The organism is Microcoleus sp. B4-D4 (assembly GCF_036705185.1).
GTDB lineage: Bacteria > Cyanobacteriota > Cyanobacteriia > Cyanobacteriales > Microcoleaceae > Microcoleus.
Genome location: NZ_JAUBTX010000006.1, coordinates 1 through 21,285, shown reverse-complemented (window position 1 = coordinate 21,285; position 21,285 = coordinate 1). Strand labels below are relative to the sequence as shown.

General features: G+C 43.6%; 24 protein-coding genes and 1 pseudogene. 9 read left to right on the top strand and 16 right to left on the bottom strand.

Going from position 1 to position 21,285, the window contains the following annotated elements; genetic code table 11:
- Position 1: 1 nt before the first annotated feature.
- Positions 2–919 (top strand): NAD(+) kinase, encoded by a 918-nt coding sequence (locus QUB13_RS07140; RefSeq protein WP_333379865.1) that lies wholly within the window; start codon positions 2–4, stop codon positions 917–919.
- 104 nt (positions 920–1,023) lie between these two features.
- Here the strand turns inward: QUB13_RS07140 and QUB13_RS07135 are convergent, their stop codons facing one another.
- The 9 genes from QUB13_RS07135 to QUB13_RS07095 form a co-directional block, all read right to left on the bottom strand.
- Positions 1,024–1,563 carry a hypothetical protein gene (locus tag QUB13_RS07135; protein ID WP_333379864.1) on the bottom strand — a complete coding sequence of 180 codons (540 nt, stop codon included), beginning with the start codon at positions 1,561–1,563 and terminating at the stop codon, positions 1,024–1,026.
- Positions 1,564–1,864: 301 nt separating this feature from the next.
- Entirely contained in the window at positions 1,865–2,581 is a 717-nt protein-coding gene (locus tag QUB13_RS07130) for a hypothetical protein (protein ID WP_333379863.1), read from the bottom strand.
- A 273-nt stretch (positions 2,582–2,854) separates the two neighbouring features.
- Complete coding sequence (locus QUB13_RS07125; protein ID WP_333379862.1) at positions 2,855–3,187, bottom strand: DUF5615 family PIN-like protein; 333 nt, start codon at positions 3,185–3,187, stop codon at positions 2,855–2,857.
- A complete protein-coding gene (locus QUB13_RS07120; RefSeq protein ID WP_006634608.1) occupies positions 3,184–3,414 on the bottom strand; it encodes a DUF433 domain-containing protein in 231 nt (76 codons plus the stop codon). The genes QUB13_RS07125 and QUB13_RS07120 overlap by 4 nt, the downstream gene beginning before the upstream one ends.
- Positions 3,415–3,458: 44 nt before the next feature.
- Complete coding sequence (locus tag QUB13_RS07115) at positions 3,459–3,818, bottom strand: hypothetical protein (protein WP_333379861.1); 360 nt, start codon at positions 3,816–3,818, stop codon at positions 3,459–3,461.
- Between the two features lie 100 nt (positions 3,819–3,918).
- Positions 3,919–4,506, bottom strand: coding sequence for a Uma2 family endonuclease (locus QUB13_RS07110; RefSeq protein ID WP_333379860.1), 588 nt, complete (start codon positions 4,504–4,506; stop codon positions 3,919–3,921).
- Positions 4,507–4,538: 32 nt separating this feature from the next.
- Positions 4,539–5,123: a Uma2 family endonuclease gene (locus QUB13_RS07105; RefSeq protein ID WP_333379859.1), complete on the bottom strand. Its 585-nt coding sequence runs from the start codon at positions 5,121–5,123 to the stop codon at positions 4,539–4,541.
- 159 nt (positions 5,124–5,282) lie between these two features.
- On the bottom strand, positions 5,283–6,194 hold the full coding sequence (gene era, locus QUB13_RS07100; protein ID WP_333379997.1) for a GTPase Era: 912 nt from the start codon (positions 6,192–6,194) through the stop codon (positions 5,283–5,285).
- Between the two features lie 51 nt (positions 6,195–6,245).
- Positions 6,246–6,455 carry a hypothetical protein gene (locus QUB13_RS07095; RefSeq protein ID WP_333379858.1) on the bottom strand — a complete coding sequence of 70 codons (210 nt, stop codon included), beginning with the start codon at positions 6,453–6,455 and terminating at the stop codon, positions 6,246–6,248.
- Between the two features lie 248 nt (positions 6,456–6,703).
- On the opposite strand from QUB13_RS07095, the gene QUB13_RS07090 reads away from it, so the two are divergent.
- Positions 6,704–7,123: a hypothetical protein gene (locus QUB13_RS07090; RefSeq protein WP_333379857.1), complete on the top strand. Its 420-nt coding sequence runs from the start codon at positions 6,704–6,706 to the stop codon at positions 7,121–7,123.
- Between the two features lie 259 nt (positions 7,124–7,382).
- Here the strand turns inward: QUB13_RS07090 and QUB13_RS07085 are convergent, their stop codons facing one another.
- On the bottom strand, positions 7,383–7,640 hold the full coding sequence (locus tag QUB13_RS07085; protein ID WP_333092907.1) for a hypothetical protein: 258 nt from the start codon (positions 7,638–7,640) through the stop codon (positions 7,383–7,385).
- 384 nt (positions 7,641–8,024) lie between these two features.
- On the opposite strand from QUB13_RS07085, the gene QUB13_RS07080 reads away from it, so the two are divergent.
- The 4 genes from QUB13_RS07080 to QUB13_RS07065 all read left to right on the top strand — a co-directional run bounded on the left by QUB13_RS07080 (position 8,025) and on the right by QUB13_RS07065 (position 10,609).
- Complete coding sequence (locus tag QUB13_RS07080) at positions 8,025–8,582, top strand: NUDIX hydrolase (protein WP_333379856.1); 558 nt, start codon at positions 8,025–8,027, stop codon at positions 8,580–8,582.
- Positions 8,583–8,663: 81 nt separating this feature from the next.
- Positions 8,664–9,422: an ATP-binding cassette domain-containing protein gene (locus QUB13_RS07075; RefSeq protein WP_333379855.1), complete on the top strand. Its 759-nt coding sequence runs from the start codon at positions 8,664–8,666 to the stop codon at positions 9,420–9,422.
- Positions 9,423–9,475: 53 nt separating this feature from the next.
- Positions 9,476–9,937 (top strand): DUF29 domain-containing protein, encoded by a 462-nt coding sequence (locus QUB13_RS07070; protein WP_194009938.1) that lies wholly within the window; start codon positions 9,476–9,478, stop codon positions 9,935–9,937.
- Between the two features lie 33 nt (positions 9,938–9,970).
- Positions 9,971–10,609, top strand: coding sequence for an ABC transporter permease (locus QUB13_RS07065; RefSeq protein WP_333379854.1), 639 nt, complete (start codon positions 9,971–9,973; stop codon positions 10,607–10,609).
- A gap of 176 nt (positions 10,610–10,785) precedes the next feature.
- Here the strand turns inward: QUB13_RS07065 and QUB13_RS07060 are convergent, their stop codons facing one another.
- Positions 10,786–11,421 carry a DUF1802 family protein gene (locus tag QUB13_RS07060; protein ID WP_333379853.1) on the bottom strand — a complete coding sequence of 212 codons (636 nt, stop codon included), beginning with the start codon at positions 11,419–11,421 and terminating at the stop codon, positions 10,786–10,788.
- A gap of 125 nt (positions 11,422–11,546) precedes the next feature.
- Between QUB13_RS07060 and QUB13_RS07055 the strand changes: the two are divergent.
- Together QUB13_RS07055 and QUB13_RS07050 are read left to right on the top strand one after the other, a co-directional pair.
- A pseudogene (locus tag QUB13_RS07055) lies at positions 11,547–12,506 on the top strand (aldo/keto reductase).
- 262 nt (positions 12,507–12,768) lie between these two features.
- The gene (locus QUB13_RS07050) at positions 12,769–14,643 is read left to right on the top strand and encodes a serine/threonine-protein kinase (protein ID WP_333379852.1); all 1,875 of its coding nucleotides are present in this window, start codon (positions 12,769–12,771) and stop codon (positions 14,641–14,643) included.
- Between the two features lie 129 nt (positions 14,644–14,772).
- On the opposite strand, the gene QUB13_RS07045 is transcribed toward QUB13_RS07050, so the two are convergent.
- Complete coding sequence (locus QUB13_RS07045) at positions 14,773–15,414, bottom strand: Uma2 family endonuclease (RefSeq protein WP_333379851.1); 642 nt, start codon at positions 15,412–15,414, stop codon at positions 14,773–14,775.
- Positions 15,415–15,510: 96 nt separating this feature from the next.
- Positions 15,511–16,098 (bottom strand): hypothetical protein, encoded by a 588-nt coding sequence (locus QUB13_RS07040; protein ID WP_333379850.1) that lies wholly within the window; start codon positions 16,096–16,098, stop codon positions 15,511–15,513.
- A gap of 177 nt (positions 16,099–16,275) precedes the next feature.
- Here QUB13_RS07040 and QUB13_RS07035 point away from each other — a divergent pair, with 177 nt between their 5' ends.
- Positions 16,276–17,520 (top strand): SGNH/GDSL hydrolase family protein, encoded by a 1,245-nt coding sequence (locus QUB13_RS07035; RefSeq protein ID WP_333379849.1) that lies wholly within the window; start codon positions 16,276–16,278, stop codon positions 17,518–17,520.
- Between the two features lie 98 nt (positions 17,521–17,618).
- Here QUB13_RS07035 and QUB13_RS07030 read toward each other — a convergent pair whose 3' ends face one another.
- The 3 genes from QUB13_RS07030 to QUB13_RS07020 form a co-directional block, all read right to left on the bottom strand.
- A complete protein-coding gene (locus tag QUB13_RS07030) occupies positions 17,619–18,554 on the bottom strand; it encodes a branched-chain amino acid ABC transporter permease (protein ID WP_333379848.1) in 936 nt (311 codons plus the stop codon).
- Between the two features lie 182 nt (positions 18,555–18,736).
- Positions 18,737–19,687, bottom strand: a complete 951-nt coding sequence (locus tag QUB13_RS07025) for a branched-chain amino acid ABC transporter permease (protein ID WP_333379847.1) — start codon at positions 19,685–19,687, stop codon at positions 18,737–18,739.
- A 70-nt stretch (positions 19,688–19,757) separates the two neighbouring features.
- Positions 19,758–21,014, bottom strand: coding sequence for an ABC transporter substrate-binding protein (locus QUB13_RS07020; RefSeq protein ID WP_333379846.1), 1,257 nt, complete (start codon positions 21,012–21,014; stop codon positions 19,758–19,760).
- Positions 21,015–21,285 lie beyond the last annotated feature (271 nt).

Genomic DNA, 21,285 nt, shown 5'->3' with positions numbered 1-21,285 from the left:
AGTGCCGAAAGCTGGGATTATATACAACGACGTTAAACCAGTCTCTTGTCGCATCGCCGAAGAGTTGAAAGACAAGCTGACTGCCCGCGGCTGGGAGGTCTGCGCGGTTTCCGGTGCCGGGGGAATTTTGGGCTATTCTAGCCCCGATCGCCCCATGTGCCACACTCCTATCGACCAACTTGTCCCTCCCGGTTTTGACAGTGACATGGAGTTTGCAGTGGTTTTGGGCGGCGACGGTACGGTGCTGTCTGCATTTCGCCAAGTTGCTCCCATCGGAGTGCCACTGCTGACTGTCAATACCGGTCATATGGGCTTTTTAACAGAAACTTACCTAAACTTGCTCCCGCAAGCTTTGGAAAAGGCGATCGCCGGAGAATACGAAATAGAAGAAAGGTCAATGCTGGCCGTGCGGCTGTTTAGAGACAATGACTGCCTCTGGGAAGCCCTTTGTCTCAATGAAATGGTTCTGCACCGCGAACCGCTGACTTGTATGTGTCATTTTGAAGTGGCGATCGGTCAGCACGCCTCTATTGACATTGCCGCAGATGGAGTAATTATCTCGACTCCGACAGGATCGACAGCTTACGCCCTTTCTGCCGGCGGGCCTGTAATTATTCCCGGAATACCGGTGCTGCAATTGATCCCTATTTGCCCCCATTCGATGGCTTCGCGGGCTTTGGTGTTTTCCAACACCGAACCGGTCAAAATTTTGCCGGCGAGTCCGAGCCGCCTGGTAATGGTGGTAGATGGGAACGGCGGATGTTATGTTTTGCCGGAGGATTGGGTACAAGTCGAGCGATCGCCCTACTCAGCCCGCTTTGTTCGGATACAGTCTTTTGAGTTTTTCCACATTTTGCGGGAAAAATTGGGCTGGGGCTTGCCTCACATTGCTAAACCGAGTTCCGTTGAGTTGCCTTAATAGTTGTTGTTGACACTCCCCGACTATCAAGGTACGGGGATTGTTAGCTCAACCAGTTGGAAAAAGCCTTTTTGTTAAACGTGCCGAATTTAAGTCCTTGAGTGCTATTGAGTAATGCGAATCGAATCTTGAATTTGCTGAACTTGTTTTTCTGTATCACTGTCGGAGTAGAAAGTTCCTAGCATAATTGTTTCTTTTTTTCCTGTGGCAACATAGGTGACAATGCCTGCGGGAAACCCGTCGTTATAGTCTTCATACAAGCGCACTGCTTTTTTGCCGTTAATCGTTAGACGTTCGGTTTTAGTCGTGGTCTTAGGCCAAACTCTAGAATTCGGTTTTGTCGCGGTCGCGGTTTCCAGGTCTTCTTCACTGATGGTTGCAACCACGCGAATCAAACCCTTGGGGGCAAATCCACCGCCTCTGTCGGGGAACTTTTTGTTATGTAATTCAAGGCTATTCGCACTTGCGCCCCTGGGATTTTCGAGCCAATTTCGGGGTGCTTTGAAGGTCAGATTGCCGATCGCGTGGGTTTTGAGCTGTGATTCTTGGATTTGGGCTTGGGCGAGTAGGGTACTGTGTTCTAAGAATAGGGTGGGTGTCGCGATCGCGATCATACTGGCGAGGATAGTCAGGAATTTCTTCATTGGCGAGTATGTCCGATTGATAGTTTTGGCAAATATTATGCAGGCTTAAAATGCCCACCATGTTTCACGATTCAAGAAAAAGCCATTACCTTTCCCATTCGTACAAGTCAAACCGGCTGCCATTGCCTTACAGCTCTGTTTATTCTACCAATTTTCTGTAGGTCAAGCTCTCGATCGAGCTTCCGAATCATCTCCAAAGTCAGGCAGTGTTTACGAGATAACGGCCTGCGCTTCACCGGACGGCAATGGAGTTTGCTACACAACTAGCAGCGTATGCCGCCGTTCCGTGTGCAAGCGCTTGTTAGACTGTTTGGATTGATTTTGCACGGCAATAATTATTTACGCTATTACCTATGTCAAAAATAAAATCTATTAGTTCCTGCCTGTACTCTATTACGATGCTACGACATGGCATTTCTGGAAAATGACTTCCTTTATAGTCGAATTCCTCTAATTTGAAACCTATATCAATTAGGCTTCCACGGTCAACTTGAAGATGGTAAGTTGTATTCAATAACCTGCGATGCTTAATGGTATTAACAAAAGCTGAAATATATAAAAATTCCGACGAGTTAGATAGGTTCTCAATACTATCAATTATCTGGCTAATATATCTGTCCTTCGCTGAATCTAGTGTTAACCCAACTAATTTAGTCTTAACTTTATCTAATTTAGTCTTAACTTTATTAAGATCAACTTGTTCACTACTGATATGTTCAGCACAGGGTAGTAAAGGCTTCAGAACTATTTCATTAATGATTTGTGCTAAAACATCTGCAAGTGAATGAAGATTTGAAGCTATAGATTCAAGATAAATTTCAACTTCAAGCTGAGTATTGAGAAATTGAGCAGATCCAAGTTCTAATGTCAGATCTTCAGTAACAGTAAAACGATCTACTAGAAATAATATCCGATCTATCTTGCTTTTAGCTGATGCCACATAAACTTCAGCATTATCTGTTAAATCTTTTGGACAAAAATCTAGTAGCTCTTGAGTCTTCCAAGTTTTATCACTCATTGAATTTCTTAAATAAAATCTTAAAAAATTATGAAGTCTACCTTATAATTGTATCGCCGTTGCTGTACAATACTGGATATAGTCGAATAATACCGCAGCTCAAGGATGTATGTCAACCCCTTCTTACTCCCCATCAGAATCTCCTTTCCTCGATCGAGTTCGCCGCACGATTTGACTCAATCACTTAAGCCGTCGCACTGAAAAAACCTATCTATATTAGATTTTAGATGAGAGAGCATTTAGAGTCGAACTCACACTGGGGCGAGCTGTGCATTATGATAAAGCAAGCAGCGATAAACTCTCATCTTCATAAAATAACTTAATCGCGTTGAACTCCCGACGTAGCAAATTTTCAACTTGTGATGTCGAACAGTTTCCAAGGCAAAGCCAAATAACTTTCGGTGGATTCCCAAATACTAAGCTCAGGTCGTGCATATCCGCGTCTTTCGAGACAATCATCAAATTATTGTCTTTTGCATAATCCCAAACTATTGGGTCGATCGTTGCTTTCATGCCCACATCTCGAACGTGAAGCGAATTTGGAAAAATATCGCTCAAACGGTTCGGCAACTTGGGCGACAAGTTTTCATCAAAAAGTAATTTCATGCCGATAAGGTCGCAGTCATAAACCGACGCTCGCGGTCAGCAGCATAAGCTATACAAGCTTTTAAATCTTCTCGCGTCAAATCGGGAAAATCGTCGAGAATTTCTGCTTCGGTCATCTCGGAAGCCAGGTACTCAAGCACTTCATAAACCGTAATTCGCAAGCCGCGTACACAAGGCTTACCACCGCGTTTATTTGCCTCGATAGTGATGTGGTTTCGGTAGTTCATAGTTTGATATGGGATTTTTAGCAGACCAGTTTAGAGAACAGATTTCAGTCCAAGACGAGCAACACTACATTAGTTCCTGCCCTATAGCGTTCGACATATTTTCCTCTAACGCCACCCTTCATCTTACTAAAATTATACTCAGGACGTAACTCGTCCTCTAGCTCTTGATTATTATCCATCTTCATAAAATCTCCGCTCATTTCGGGTTGCCTCTCGCGCACTGATAATCCGAACGGGATCTTCTCGATCGGCTCATGTTTGTTTTCGTAGGCTTCAACTAAGGTGACTAATATTTCTAATCGATCGAATTCTGGAGTTCCTTGAGGAGCTTCAAACAAACGCTCTATTTCTTTCAGCGATGCTTTGTAATCTTCTTGGCTTCTAATAGGTTGTAGGCTGTACATAAATCATTTGCGAATTTCTTGCTCCCTCCCCTTACTAAGGGGAGGGCTGGGGTGGGGTCAAAAATTTACGATTCATTTAGGATTGCTATATGACTCCATACTAAACCGCATCAGGCGATCGGTCGAAAACAATTTCTTCATAGAATTGCTCGATCGCCAAACTCAACCCAATACTTTTAAGTTCGACGCGATCGCCCGCTCGATAGCTCAGAATCAACCAATCCCCCGCATCATTTCTGTGATAAATATCGATCGCCATCTCATCAGAACTCACCAACACATAATCAATTAAATTCGGGTTGCGGCGATATTTTTCAAACTTCTTGCCTCGGTCGTAAGCCTCGGTACTATCCGATAAAACCTCAACGATTAAGCAGGGATAGGTAATATATTGAGGGCTAGAATTATCTCGCCGATCGCAAGTGACACTCAGATCGGGATAGGTATAGTTGCGAGTATTGAGAATATTAACCTTTAAATCCGAATTAAAAACTCTACATTGATTTCCTCGCAAGTGAGATCTAATCGATAATAAGAAATTAATAGCGATCGCACTATGATTTTGCGTACCCCCACTCATCGCATATACGCGACCATCGATTAGCTCATGTTTTTCTAATTGTTGCTCCTCCCAAGCAAAATACTCTTCAGGTGTAAAGTACCGCTCCTGCTCTCTAGCTGCAATCATAACAATCTCCTAATTTAATCGCTCTATCAATTTTAAGCTGTTGTTTCTGGGGTCAGGTCGAGGTTGCGATAGACTTGTTCGATCGCAAAACTGAGATTGATGCTTTTTAGTTCGATGGTATCACCTTCTTGGTAGTTAATGATGAGCCATTCACCAGCATCATTTTTGTGATACAAATCCATTTCGATACTGGTGGAACTAACCAATAGGTAATCTTGTAAGACAGGGTTGTTACGGTACATTCTAAATTTGCCACCGCGATCGTATCCCTCAGTGCTGGGAGAGAGAACTTCCACGATTAAGCAGGGGTAAGTAATGTATTGGGTTGTGGTTTGATCGTGATCGTCGCAGGTGACACTTGCATCGGGGTAGATGTAGTTTTTGGTTCCGGCGATGTTGACTCTCAGATCGGAGTTTCCTGTTTCGCAACTGCTGCTTTCTAGATGATTGGAGAAGAGAGTTGTGAGTCTGACGGCAATGCGGCTATGGTTCACGCTGCCGCCGCTCATGGCGTAGACTTGACCATTGATATACTCATGCTTTTCTAGCTGCTTTTCTTCCCAAGCAAAGTATTCTTCTGGGGTTATTTGAGGAAAGTTTTCTTTTCCGGCAATCATTGTTTTAGGTAATGAGTGGTAGGTAATAGGTAATGGAGTTTATTTATATTCCCTATTTTAGTCTCACACAAACATTTTTTGCAGAAAGCCTTTTTAGAATAATTTGGACAGTTTTTAAAGAGGGATGCGATCGCGAACATCCCGCAAAGCACCAAAGTTTCAATCTTCCACGCGATAGCCCAATTCTGCTAAACGAGTGCGCGACTGCCGCCACTTCGGCTGCACCTTCACAAATAACTCTAAATACACTTTGCCTTCAATTAACTTTTGAATCTGTTCGCGGGCCGCACTGCCGATCGACTTCAGCATACTGCCGCTTTTACCGATTAAAATACCTTTTTGGGAATCCCGTTCGACGTGAATTGTCGCCAGAATCCGCGTAATTTTGGCTTCTTCTTGAACAATGTCGATCGCAATTGCTACAGAATGCGGCACTTCTTCCCGCGTCAGCAGCAAAATCTGTTCCCGAATCAATTCGCCCATAATAAAGCGTTCCGGCTGGTCAGTCACCAAATCGGGCGGATAATAGTAAGGCCCAACCTCCAGATGTTCGATTAACAATTGTTGCAGCGGTTCCACACCTTCGCCCGTGAGAGCGGAAAACTTGACGACTGGCCACTCAGGATTGACAATTTGCTCGTAAGTGCGATCGATCAACACGGAATCCTCCGGTTGTTCGTCCAACTTATTCATCCCCAAAATCACCGGAATTTTGCAATTGCTGAGAATTTCGATGATATATCGATCGCCCCCTCCCGATTCCACCGAACCATCCACCACAAACAGCACCACATCCACCGACTGAATCGCGGTGCGCGCATTCTGCACCAAAACCTTACCCAATTGGTGATGAGGCTTGTGAATTCCGGGAGTATCGACAAAAATAATTTGTGCTTCATCCGTCGTCAGGATGCCCCGCAGCCTGTTGCGCGTCGTCTGAGACACCGGCGAAGTAATCGCAATTTTCTGCCCCACCAACTGATTCATCAGCGTGGATTTGCCGACATTCGGCCGCCCGATAATACCCACAAAGCCCGATTTGTAACCCGCAGGAGCCGCGGGAACACCCATGATTTCCGATAAGTCTATAATCTTGCTATCTTCCACTAAATTCACCTATTTTCAAGCCCCTTCTCTGCCTATTGTCGCTTGAAAATACTCAAACGCCCATCGATGTACTTTAGCATCTTTCTCGCTCTGGTATAGCCCGTAACACTCAAAGGGCGATCGACCTGCTGGGACGGTGTTAAAATGCGATGTGCGATCGACAAAACTTGATATCTGAGACAAAATTTGATAAAGTTCCAATGACATCGATCTAAAATGAATCATTCTGGTCAAATCGAGTCTCCAATACTGTAACAACTTCAGATGTGTAAATGTCTTACTCAACTGAAACCATTTTACAGTTTGTCAGGCAAACCAGTTTTCACATTTTTGAGGATGTATATTAAAAAATTAGGTGGGTCAAACTTCAGATAAAAAGCTCATTAGCCTCATATTTTTGATAAATATAAGCTAATGTTTTTGGAGCCTATCTAATTAGTGCTAATCGTCATACAGTTGAGGAGATGAATCGGATGAAATCGAAATTATTTTGGAGTTGCTGCACCGTCTTGGTAGCAAGCTTGCCTATTCCAGCCTTCGCTCAAACAGCCCCCGAAGCAAGTATTGACTACAAGGGTGGCTCGATGAAGTACCAGATAGTACCGGGCAAAATACCTGACAGAACCTTGCCCAAAGCCTTTGACTTTCCAATTATTATCAATGTTGCTACTGACACTAGCATCACCACGGATCACATAATTACCGATCAGTTTCGCGCACCAGCGACTCGTACAGAATACACCAGCGCTCTCACCGCCTGGTCAGAATCAATCAAAGAATGTCTGGGTAAACAGCCCCGCTTGATTCGAGCCAGCACCAAAAACCCGATTATGATTAATGGCAGAGTAGGCACGATTGTCAGAAACGCCAATAACCGTGCTGTTTGCAAATAAGCGAATAAGTTCCGCTGTCTGAAGACAAAAACTAGAGAGTGTTTTTGCACAAGACAAAAAGAGCAATAGGTTTTCTACTGCTCTTTTTGTTGTCAAAATTTTAATTAATTGGTTTGTAGTGAAAACACTCTCTAGTCCTGCTTAATCCTTGAGGACTGAAGTCTTCACTACAAACGAGATAATTCCGAAAAGACCTGGTTTTTTCCAAAAATATGCTTTGAAGCCTGAAAAATATGGATTTCCACACTTTAATTTTTGATTAAGTAGCGCAAAATTCATTCGTATTCAGCAAAATTTCCCCATGATCGGGAATCCAAGCTAGCCACTTGTCTTCTGAGTGCTGACACAACAGCCGCGCTTCGTCAAAACTAAATGCTGTTGGGGGATTGAACAATCTTACCCACAGGTCAGGAGCCAATTTTGGTGCAGGTACGGCGCAGCCGAATCTTTCCCGATCGCGATCGCTCGTGATGCCGGCTGGCGGTTGCCAAGTACGAATATCTGTTTGCAGTTGCATAATTACTCCTGTCTGTTGAGCTAAGAGTCTGCACTCCTTGCGGGGTTTTAACAACCCAGAGCTGCAGATAAATTTTGATTATGTAGTCTATGTTACTGAATTATTAGGGTGAACGTGTAGTTTGTTGCAAAAATTTACAATCTAGAGGGGAAAAGTGGCTCTAAGGTCGATCGGCTATTTGGGCGATCGACAGCGATCGACTACCATAGCCAACAACCTCTGATTTATAGCAACCATAGCCAACGCTTAGGATATTCTTAATTATTTTTTGCCTGTTCCTTCTTCCTGATGACATTGGACGTTCGATCGGGGGGACAGCACTAACAACTAACAACCAACAACCAAAAACTAAAAACTAAAAACTAAAAACTAAAAACTAACAACATGAACCAAAACCAAAAATCCCACTGGAAAACCCTAGATCGCTTTGTAGAAATCAACTCTCATTGGGTAAAACTAATCGCCGAACATCTCGAAACTACCGAAGGGCAAATTGTAGAATATTGGCGAGTTGAAAGAGCAGATTCAGTTGTAATCTTGACCATTCAAGCTGACAAATTGCTGTTTCCCTCACCAACGTATCGCCCCGGCGTGGCATCCGCCACCCTCGATTTTCCCGGCGGTCGCGTACCAGAAGCAGTAACGCCAGCAGCGGCAGTTCCAGTTATAATCAAAAAAGAACTAGGCTTGACAGAAAGTGCGATCGCCCGCATCCAACCCCTCAACACCACAGGCTGGGCCATCAACAGTTCATTCTCCAATCAAAAACTCTACGGTTTTGTGGCAGAATTGCACCCGACAGCCACAGTCAACCCCGAACTTCTCGGCGCTGTATATCCTGTCACCCCCGACGGCATTCGAGACTTGCTCAAAAAATTAACTTGCCTCCAATGTCGAGCCTTGTTGCTAGAATGGCAAAACCACGACAATTTTAGATTGTAGATTTTGGATTTTAGATTTTAAATTGTTCCGCGACGCTAGCCGATTGACGATTTATTATAACCAACATCACCGAAACTAATCATGGCTGTCAATAATCATGAAGTTGCTGTCGAATGCCTTGAAGTCACTTACCGTCTCAACCGCAGGCATTTAGTAGAAAAAATCAATTTTCAAGTGCTGCAAGGAGAAGTTTTAGTATTGCTGGGACGCAGCGGTAGTGGCAAAACTACTACCATGAAATTGATTAACAATTTACTCGCACCAACTAGCGGTGAAGTGCTTGTCATGGGAAAACCGACAACTGAATGGAACCCCATTCAATTGCGGCGAAAAATTGGCTATGTAATTCAAGAAATCGGTTTGTTTCCCCATTTTACCGTCGAGCAAAACGTCGGTTTAGTCCCGAAATTGGAAGGTTGGGAGCGATCGCGCATTCAATCTCGCGTCCGCCAACTGTTAGAATTAGTCAACCTCGATCCGCAGCACTTCGCCAAACGTTATCCCCATCAGTTATCTGGCGGACAGCGGCAGCGCGTGGGTGTCGCCAGAGCACTGGCCGCTGACCCTCCGATGCTATTAATGGACGAACCGTTTGGCGCTTTAGACCCGATTACTCGCCTGGAATTGCAGCGGGAATTCGGTCAATTGCAGCAGCAACTTGGCAAAACTGTGATTTTTGTAACTCACGGCATTCAAGAAGCTTTTTTGTTAGCTTCTAAAATTGGTTTAATGCAGGATGGACGATTGGTTGAATTGGGCTCACCCGACGATTTTTTAAAATCTCAGCATCCAGAAGCTCAGGCATTTCTTGAATGTTTGCAAGTAGCTAGATTTGAATAATTTTAGCAAAAATTCTATAATATAGTTTTAGTAACTAAGCTGATAATCAAACGATGCACAGTCTTTACGAGACAGACTTCTATGCTTGGACGCAAGAACAAGCCAAGTTACTTCGCAAGTGTCAGTGGAGTGAACTTGACTTGCCAAATTTAATTGAGGAGATTGAATCTTTGGGCAAACAGGAACGTCAAGAACTTAGAAATCGTTTGAGCATTTTGCTGGGACATTTGCTGAAGTGGCAATATCAGCCCCAGCAGCGCAGTCGTAGCTGGCTGTCTACAATTCGAGTGCAGCGGCGGGACACTCAGAGACTGATACAAGATAACCCAAGTCTGAAACCTTACTTGCAAGAAGCTTTCCAAGAAGCTTATCAAAACGGTAGAGATTTGGCAGTAGGAGAAACCGATTTACCTCTTAAAACATTTCCTCCAAACTGCTTTTACAGCTTAGAGGAAATTCTGGACTTTCGCTTCTATCCTGGTGAAGAAAGTCCTGAAATGGAAAATGATTTATAAGATTGACAGCAATCAGCAATAACCAATAACCCGATGATAATTTTTATCAACCGCTATGGCGCTGAAATAATTCAGCGCGTACTCGAACACTTATATTTAGTAACTATCGCAATTTCGATCGCGATTATTGTCGGGATTCCCCTCGGAATTTTAGTAACGAGAAAACCCCAATTGAAAAAGCCGATTTTGGGATTTGCAAATATTATGCAAACAATTCCCAGTTTAGCTTTGTTTGGCTTGCTCATTCCGATGCCCGTTGTGGGAGGAATAGGCGATCGCACCGCAATCATCGCCCTCACACTTTATTCCCTACTGCCCATTATCCGCAACACTTATACCGGGATTGTCGGTGTGGATTCGGCGATTGTGGCAGCCGGGAGAGGCATGGGAATGACGGATTTGCAACTGTTATGGCAAGTGGAACTTCCCCTAGCGCTGGGCGTAATTTTGGCGGGAGTGCGAGTTGCTGCGGTAATTGCGATCGGGCTAGCAACGATCGCCGCTGCAATTGGTGCCGGCGGCTTGGGCGTGTTTATTTTTCGTGGCGTTGCTACAATCAACAATCAGTTACTTTTAGCTGGGGCAATTCCGTCAGCTTTAATGGCATTAGCAGCAGATTTTGGGCTGGGTTTAGTAGAAGGACACCTCTCTAAAAGATCAGACGGCGGTTGAAACCGCGTCTACAAAAACGAAGTCTGCCTCCGCAGACTGAAGAAAATTATGTTTTACGTTATTTTCACCGCCCATTCTTCAACCCACGGAGGTGGGTTTTGTTTGTATAGACGCGGTTTCAACCGCCCGGTCTTCTGAAGAAAATCCTGTTTTACGTTATTTTCACCGCCCATTCTTCAACCCGCGGAGGTGGGTTTTGTTTGTATAGACGCGGTTTCAACCGCCTGTTCTTCTTCAAGCTTCGGAGAATTCGCGATCAGATTGCGGATTTCATTTGAACGTTCAAGGTATTCTCGATTGCATAAAACAGCTTCGCTTCCCTCCAGGGAAATAGGACTAGCCAAATCTATCCAAGAACGGCAACCGCCGTAGGCAGAAATGTACGGAATTTCTAGATTTTGGGCTAACCGATAAGCCCGCAGTAGTAAAATATAAATTGGCTGATTTTGTTTCCATTTCAGGCGATCGCCGACAAATTTTTCATTCCAGATATGGTAAGGAAAAAGCGCCGTAATTGCAGGTTCCCAAGCTACCAAAAAAACATCGGTAATCTCCGCCCAACTGCTAATTTTAATAAATTCTGGATGCCAACCAGATTCTACCGTTTTCACCTGACTCGCAAAATCTGGCTTTAATAAATCAGGCTGTTGGTGTTCAAAAGTTGGATAAAGCAAAACCTGCTTGTCAGCAACATTAAACTGTCCTGCTTGCTCGCGAATACCCCCCTTTCGCAACAGTACAATCGTTTTGCCCTGTTCCAAAGCATTAACCGCTACATTCCATTCTTTCAGCGCGCGAGTAGTTGATTTCATAGGATTTAGTTTGGTTTTAACCAAAGTAACAAAATCGGTAATTTATAGCAATTATAACAACTTTTTTCTGTTAAAATTAGATAGTTTGAGGGTAAATAGTAAAAATCCAAATTAGGGCTATAGCTATGGAAAAGCGACAATTGGGGACATCGGGAATTCAAATTAGCCCGATAATTATGGGGACTTGGCAAGCTGGGAAGCGGATGTGGGTGGGAATTGAGGATGCCGAAACTGTCAAAGCAATGCGCGCCGCTTTTGAGGCCGGTATTACCACCTTTGATACGGCGGAGGTTTACGGAGAAGGACATTCGGAACAAATTATCGGCAAAGCGCTTTCAGATGTGCGATCACAAGTAGTTTATGCTAGCAAAGTTTTTGCCAACCATCTCAAACCCGATTTGGTAGTCGAGGCGTGCGATCGATCGCTAAAAAACCTCAACACCGATTATATCGACCTTTACCAAATCCACTGGCCCGCCGGGACTTGGAATTCCGAATTAGTGCCCATTGCAGAAACAATGGACGCGCTGAACAAATTAAAAGAACAGGGGAAGATTCGGGCGATCGGTGTTTCCAACTTTTCCCGCGCCCAAATAGCAGAAGCCGCCCAATACGGACGCATCGACAGCTTGCAACCGCCCTATTCTCTATTTTGGCGCTGGGTAGAAAAAGAGGCTATGTCCTACTGTGTAGAAAATAATATCTCAATCATTGCCTACTAATCTCTAGCTCAAGGAATATTAACAGGTAAATTTGGGCCAGAACACAAATTTGAAGAAGGCGATCACCGCGCCAAAAGCAAGCTGTTTATCAAAGAAAATTACGCCAGAGTGCAAACAGCATTAAATCAACTCCGGCCAATTGCCGATCGCCACCAAACAAGCTTGGGCAATTTAGCATTAGCGTGGTTAATCGCCCAGCCACAAACCAACGCAATTGTTGGCGCGCGCAATGCCGAACAAGCCACCGCTAATGCCAAAGCTGCCGAAGTAAAGTTGAGTCAAGAGGACTTAAAAGCAATAGACGCGATCGGGCGAACCGTCACCGATAGTTTAGATGACAACCCAGTTATGTGGAACTTCTAAAATAGTTAATTTTTCGCGGTTCACAGTGAGGACTGAAGTCCTTCTTTTCTCAACTTAAAAAAGAAGACTAAAGTCCTCACTACAAACCAAATTTGGTATTTTATGTTAATTTTTAAATGTTCGTAATGAGGACTGAAGTCTTTCTTGATCTAAGATAGAAGGATTAAAGTCCTCACTACAAACCAAATTATCTAGACTCTGGAAACAGGTATAATATTTACTGCCTGATACAAATAATCTAAAATCCAAAATCTAAAATCGAATGAGTTATTGCCTAAACCCCAACTGTTCCAAGCCCGAAAACCCGGATACAGCCAAAATTTGCCGAAATTGTCGGTCAAAACTGCTGTTGCGCGACAGATATCGGGCCATAAAGGCGATCGGACAAGGAGGTTTTGGCAGAACATTACTCGCCGTTGACGAAGACAAACCATCAAAACCCCGCTGCGTCATCAAACAATTCTTACCCCCAGAAACCCCACTCATCCCATCAGCCAGCAATCGCAATAGCAAAAAAGCAGCCGAACTTTTTGAACAAGAAGCAATGCGATTAGACGAATTAGGGAAACATCCTCAAATTCCCGAACTCTTAGCATATTCCATCCAAGACAACCGACAATATGTAGTCCAAGAATTTATCGACGGACAAAATCTAGCACAAATTGTAGCAACAGAAGGTACGTTTACACAAACTCAAATTCAAGACTTACTCAACAGCTTATTACCCGTACTTCACTTCATCCACTCCCACAACGTAATTCACCGAGATATCAAACCAGAAAACATCATCCGCCGCGCCGACAAACAATTAGTTTTAGTAGACTTTGGTGCAGCAAAAATAGCTACAGGTACAGCCTTACTCAAAACAGGAACTAGCATCGGTAGCCCCGAATACATCGCCCCCGAACAAGCCAGAGGCAAAGCATTTTTCACCAGTGATTTGTACAGTTTAGGCGTAACTTGCCTGTATTTGCTAACTCAAGTTTCTCCCTTTGATCTCTTCGATCCGGGCGAAGATGCCTGGATTTGGCGGCAATATTTGGCAAACAACCCGGTGAGTGAAGAAACGGGCAAAATCTTAGACCAATTGATTGAAAATGCTACGAACCGTCGCTATCAAACGGCTGTTGAAGTCTTAACTCAACTGAATCCAGAAGCAGCTATTAAACTCACCATTCCTCAAACAATAATTACCAAAGCAATTAAACCTGCTGCCAATCCCAATCCGCCTCCTCAGTCAACTCATAACTGGCAATGTATTCACACCTTAACCGGACACAAAAATTTAATTTCCTCTGTAGCTTTCAGCCCTAACGGAGAAGTTATCGCCAGCGGTAGCGATGACAAAACAATCAAGCTTTGGCAAGTACAAGATAGGCAAGAAATAGTAACTCTCGCCGGACACACCAACTCAGTTCATACAGTAGTTTTTAGCCCCGATGGAAAAATACTTGCCAGCAGTAGTCACGACAAAACAATCAAATTTTGGCGAATGAAAGACGGGCAAGAAATACGCACGCTTGCAGGTCACAGCAACTCAGTTTATGGCTTAGTTTTCAGTCCCGACGGCGAAACTGTAGCTAGCAGCAGTTGGGACAAAACAATTAAGCTTTGGCGCGTGAAAGACGGGCAAGAAATCCGCACATTTAGCGGTCACAGTAACTTAGTTTACTGCGTCGCCTTCAGTCCTGACGGAGAAACTCTGGCTAGCAGCAGTTGGGACAGAACTATTAAGATTTGGCGAGTCAAAGATGGCAAGCTAATTCGCACGCTGACTGGTCATACAGACTGCGTGCGTTGTGTAGCTTTTAGTCCCAACGGAGAGTTTCTGGCGAGTGGCAGTCACGACAATACTATCAAAATTTGGTGGGTCAAAGATTGGCAAGAAATTTTAACAATTGCAGGTCATTCTTGGTATGTAGATTCGATCGCGTTTAGTCCCGATGGCGAAGTAATTGCCAGCAGTAGCAATCAAATTATCAAGATTTGGCGGGTAAAAAATGGTCAAGAACTTTGTAATATTTTAGGTCATACAAATTCTGTTTATTCCGTAAATTTTACCCCGGAAGGAGAGTTTTTGGCTAGCGGTAGTAGTGACAAAACTATTAAAATTTGGCAGAATATCATGTTTGTTTGATGACCCACAATCAAAATTATTTATAGTCGTTGGGCGGGGGCAGGTTTATGATAATTTTCGGTTTTAGGCAATTATTGTTGGTGAACCTGCCTCTACAGGAATTACAATCCATTCACCGGACACGATGATTCAACCGTTCTCCCTCTCAATTTTTTGCCGCAACTCCCGAATTACTGTACTTGTATGGCGATCGCGCGACATTTGCCAGCATTCTTCCACAATTGCTGATACATTAAAATTGGGAAAATAACGGCTAACTGAACTTTCGACATAGCGATCGTTTTGCAAGCCGTAAATTCTGAGCTTATTTTTCTTAAACAGCCACACTTCCGGCACTTGATAAGGCAAGTAATCATTTACATCCGTGTAGCTAGTTACATCTACTTCAATTACTAAATCGGGCGGCGGTTCAACACCCCAAGCAATCCGATCTTTAGCCAGAATTGCGGCGCAATTATCGATATAAAAACAATAATCGGGTTCAATTCCTCTTTCTTCCGGCAAATCCATCGTAATTGGTGTAAACGCTTCATAATCTGGCCCCAAGAAATCTAGCAGAACTATTGCCACAATTGCGATAATATGAGCTTGTTTTCCGTGTACGGGTAAAGGGGACATTAATAAAATCTCTCCTGGTCGATATTTGATGCGCGGAATTGAACGATCGCCCAATTGTTCTACAAGTGCTTGGTAATCCTGCCAACTACCGGGAAATTTTATCAGTGTTCCTGGTGGCAAATGAATCTTTTCTGGGGTGACGACTGCGAACATAAAACTTATACCTCCTGACTGAATTATATGTGTTTCAACCCAGAGTCGCCACTGTTTCAGATAAAGGGTTTGAGACTACAAATAAACTCATTCTTTTCAATCTACCTGTTTCACCGCCTCCAAGGCTAGTCCTAGCACCCCTGCAATTTGCTCATCCTTCAAGCCCAACTCCCGTAATTTACCAACCATTTCAGTTTTACCTTGATTCGCGCCGTCATGGTAGTCGGGAGTCGCAGGCTGACTTTTATCTGGCGTAGGAGTGAGTAGTTCTGAGCACCCATTGATATAGTTAATTGTGTGGCTATTACCAGAATTAGTAGTGCGATCGACCAAATTGATCTTCAGATTTAATTGCCGTTCTAAAACAGATTCCAGATTACCTTTGTCAACTGGTTCACCAAAAACATTAGATAACATTTGTAAAAGCTTATAACCTACATCCTTAGCATGACCAGCCGTACAGCCATAAGTATCTGCAATATAATAATACTTTTGTCGCTTAAGTATTCCCTCTATAATTTTACGCTGCAAGTCATTTAGACGTTTGCCTGTCTTCGCGCTGAGCACTTCATCTACAAATTGCAATATATGGGCAGTGTCCATCAGTAGGGTTGTCAGAGAACTACGGTTAGTATAGCCGACTTTTTCCGTCTTTTTCCGTCTTTTTCCGCCTTGCATCCACATTTTATAAAGACCCGTCTTTTTCCGTCTTTTTTCACTTTTCAGTTTTGGGCGATCGATATATGATACTCAAAAGTATAAAATTAGCTTCGCAAGAAAAACATTAATTGTCTGTAGGGATTGTCTTTTTGAGATAGTCACGGCGATTTAGACTAGATTTTTATATATAAAAAAACTAAAATGAAAAAACTAAGTTTATGGGCGCAAAAACTCAGCCTAATTTTGGGAGGAATTATGGCTGGTGTTTTTATGGGAGAATTAGCTCTGCATCTGGGGGGAATTAAAGGTATAGAAAAACCAAGCGATCTTGCTTCTTTTGCAAGTTACACATTAGACGATCCCGCTGGTTGGTCATTGAAACCGGGTGCGTCTTTCGAGTGGCAGGGGGAAGGCGATCGCTCCTTAATTCGCGCAAATAAAGATGGTTTGCGCGATCGCGAACATACTAAAGAAAAACCACCAAAAACTTTTCGGATCGCAGTGTTGGGAGATTCCTTTGCTGAATCTTTACAAGTACCGATGGAAAATACTTTTTGGTGGAAAATGAGAAAGCAACTCAATAAACAATGTACTGCTTTAGGCGATCGCAAAGTAGAGGTAATTAATTTTGGCGTTCAGGGCTATGGGACGGATCAAGAACTAATCACTCTGCGCCATAAAGTCTGGCAATATTCTCCAGATTTAGTGCTCTTAGCTTTTCTTCCTGGTAACGATATCATTAATAATTCAAAAAAACTTGAATTTTCTCAACGTAAGCCATTTTTTGTCTATAATAATGGCGAATTAGTTCTAGATGATTCTGGGTTGAACATTTCACAAAGACAACATAACTATTTAGAGTTTTCATCTGTTGATTATCTTCCGACTTGGTTGGTCAATCATTCACGCATCTTGCGGTTAGTCAGACAAATTGATTTAAATAATAAGAAACGTCTAGTTGAGACGATAGACAGAAAGCGCTCAGGTCATAACTTTCAAGAACCTATCGATCCAGTATGGAAAGAGGCTTGGCAAGTAACAGAAGGATTAATTACACTAATGAATCGGGAAGTCAAGACCCAAAAAGCAGATTTTATGATTTTGATTGTCAGTTCGGGAGTTCAAGTCAATCCTGAGCCTATGATGCGTCAAAGCTATGTGAAACGATTTAGGATTAAGGACTTGTATTATCCTAATCAGAGGATCAAAGCCCTTGGCGATCGCCTCAATATTACAACATTGGATACAGTCCCGCGATTGCGAGAGTATGCAGAAAAAAATAAAACTTGCGTACATGGCTTTCCCAATGCTATGCGCTGTGACGGTCATTGGAATAGTCAAGGTCATGAACAAGTTGCTCAACTTATGGCACAAAACTTATGCGATCGGTTCAAAGCAGAAGGTAAGAATTCCACCAACAATAACGCCCTAGTCAAGCAAAAGTAATATGATTCTTCTCACCTAAATAATAAAATTCTTAATAATTGTACATCATTGATATAGCCATTGATGAGGATGGGGCAAAATCGTAATACTATCTGTTTTTAAACAGAAGTGCGATCGCCCTTTCTCAACTTCTTCAACAACTCCGGCGTCACCAAACCTTGCGGAAAAAATATCGTCCCCAAAACAATCAGCAACCCAAAAATAATTAAACGTCCATCCCGCAGAAATTGCGCCAGCCAAACCGGCAATCCCTGAATAGTCGCCGTCCCCCTCAAAACCTCCGGTAAAGCAGTAAAAATCATCCCACCCAAAACCGACCCGACAAAAGTTCTACTACCACCAATTAACACAAAAGTTAAGTAAATAATACTAGCATCAAAAGTACCTTGACGGGCGTTCCAAGTATTGAGGAAATGCGCGCTAACCGCACCGACAACTCCTGCTAAAATAGCACCCAATGTAAAAGCCAGAACCTTATAAAAAGTCGGGTTAATGCCGATCGCATCAGCCGCCAACTCATCAGCCCGAATCGCCGCAAAAGCCCGTCCCACCCGGATGCGTTCCAGTCGGTACAGAATCGCCATACTTACCAGCAGCAAAGGCAGTACAATCCATAAATACTCGATCGACGTTGCAAACGGTTGCGGAATTCCAAAAATCCCCACAGCCCCGCCAGTAATATCGAGATTCAGGGATAAAACCCGCAGAATTTCCACAAAAGCAATAGTGGCGAGCGCCAAATAAATCCCCCTCAACCGCAACGCCGGAATACCCACCAAAATACCCAGCAACCCCGAAACAGCCCCTGCAATTATCATCTCCAATAACAGCAACGGCAGCGGAAACAAACCCCCCGTCGTTTGAAACACCGTCGTAGACAAAATCGCTGCAATATAGCCACCCAAAGCATAAAAACCGGGGCTAGCCAGAGACAACTGCCCAGTCATCAAAGGCAAATATAACGACAATCCCAACATTGCACCCAGCAACATCAAGACAATCAGAAACCCGTAAGTAGTAAAAAATGCAGCCATGATTTTATTTTAAATAATAAACATACTTAAATACCAACTTTATCTCCAATGCAGTCCCATCATAATCATTCATTTCTCCCTTCTCTTTCTCTGCGTCCTCTGCGTCCTCTGCGGTTAAATCATTCCGATCTAATTAGTTTCTGTAGGGGCAATCCCCCGTGGTTGACCCAATTTCAATCATCCTACACTTTCTGAATCAAACGCCGCCCAAACAAACCCTGCGGCCTAACCAACAACATCACAAACAAGATCGCAAAAGCCACAGCATCCTTATAAGCCGAAAAATCACCAGGAACAAAAGCCTCCACCAAACCAATTATAAACCCACCAAAAACAGCCCCAGGAATACTCCCCAACCCACCAAGCACAATCACAGCCAAACCCTTCAAACCAAAAGCAATTCCAAAATATGGCCCAGCAATACTCACACTAGAACCCACCAAACCCCCCGCCAAACCAGCCAGAAAACTGCTCACAAAAAACGTCAAAACAATATATCTATCAGTATTAATTCCCAACAAACTAGAAGTAGTCGCATCTTCCGCCACCGCCTGCATTGCTTTACCAAATTTTGTAAAATTTATCAAGTAAGTTAGCAGGCTAACAATCGCCACAGCTACCCCAAAAATCACTATTTGCACAGTGCGAATCGGAATCTGTCTATCCGCCGTACCAAAGTTAATAGCTGCTGGCAAATTACCGTAAGTATTAGCTGGAAAAGTATAAATTTCAGCCCCGACTAGATATTGGATAATATTGGCGATCGCCACAGCCGCCCCCAAACTAGAAACAACTGTCAGCAAAGGATCTGAGTTTCTGCGGCGTAAAGGCAAAAAAGCAACTCTTTCCACAATTACTCCCACCAAACCAGCCAGCGTACTACCCAAAATTAGCGCCACAGCAAAAGGCAATTGTACGGGAATTCTCGCATTAGCTAACAACCCGTTAAAACCGAAAGCGCCCCCCATCAGTGTATAGGTGAAATAAGCACCCACAGTAAAGACTGCACCGTGAGCAAAATTAATAATTCCTAGAATAGAAAACACCAGCGTGTATCCCAGTGCAAAAATAGCATACACGCTGCCGATCGACAAACCATTCAGAAATTGTTGCAGAAACAGAGTTAAGTCCATCGCCAGTTAAAAAATGGGCATCAATTTAAGTCATTGAATCACAAATAAGCTCAAATTTTTCTTTCTTCGTTTATTTCAAAAACTCAAACCTACCGTTATTTCCATCCGCATCCATTTTAATCCGTGCCACATAAAAGTCTTTCTGATTGATTTCACCTTCCGGCGTAAAAGAAATTTCCCCTAAAGGCGTATCGTACTTACCTATCAACAACTGCTGATTCAGCTTTGTCCGCAATTGGGCTAAAGGCGTTTCACTAATCTTAGACTGAGCATTAATTGCTTTTAATGACTCAACAAAAACTTGTACCCCAGTAAAAGCTTGAGCGCTAAACTGAGGCGGTTCTTTCTTGAATTGCGCGCGATAAGCGTCGCGGAAAGCCTTATTAACTTCATTCTGATATTCCGGGCTGTATGCTTGGGCAATCAAAACCCCATCGCAAAGAGCCTTGCAAACGGTAAATACGTTGGAAGTATTCAGACCGTTGCCCCCAATAATAACGCCTTTGTAGCCCAACTCCCGCAACTGCTTAATTAAATTGCCTCCGTCTGCCGCCAACCCGGAAATAATTATCAAATCGGGCTTGACATTGATCGCATTAGTGGCTTGAGATTGAAAATCTGTATCAGTAGTCAAGAATTTTTGAACTGTTGCCAATTCCAGTCCCATCTCTTTAACTGTTTTCTGGAAAGTTTCAGTCTCAGATTTGCTAAAAGCATCATTCTGAGCAAAAAACACGGCTACTTTCTTGATATTGGGATTTTGCTTGAGGGCGGCTTTAACTGCGTTAGGTGCTACCACGGCGACGGGCGCGGAGACTCTGGCGACATAATCGCCAATCTGGGGAATGCCTTTAGCTGTGTTGGAGGGTGCGAGCACGGGAACTTGGGCGCGATCGGCGATCGGATCTGCACCAAAAGCCTGTTGCGATAGAGTAGGGCCCACAATACCCACCACCTTATCCTGATTGATCAAAGTATTAAAAGCATTGATCGCCCCCTGTTCGTCTCCACCCGTATCTTGTAACACCACTCTAATCGGCGTCCCATCTACACCGCCGCGATCGTTGAAATACTTTTCAGCAATTTTCGCCCCTGCCACCTGTTCCTGGCCAAGTAAGGCGACATTGCTGGTTTGCGCCACCCCAACTCCAACGGGAATAGCGGCTGAGTTCGCCGCACCCGCACCCTGTGGCGAAGTTGCTGGAGATGGCGAAGTAGCTGTAGATACTGTTGTGGAGGTCTGAGGAGTGTTGGTCTGACTGCAACCAATCAGCAGTGAAGCACAGGTAACGAATAAGGCACAAGGACGAGTAGTAGGGTTTTTCATGGGCGATCGAACACATATATATATAGAACATCTGTCTGTACAGATATTCTACCCATTGGCGGAAGAGTCCCCTGAAAAAACCTTACTAATACCGATCAAAAGAAGCGATATCTGGAGAACCAGAACCCGGCAATAATAGAATTGATTTGACTCAGCAGTGGAAAGCTCTGCTGTGTATGGCTTTCAAGACAAGCAAAAAACTTTGCAAAAAAGCTTGACAACTCAAGGGAGAGTTGATATATTAATAAAGCGCCAAAGAGAAGGCGGTTCA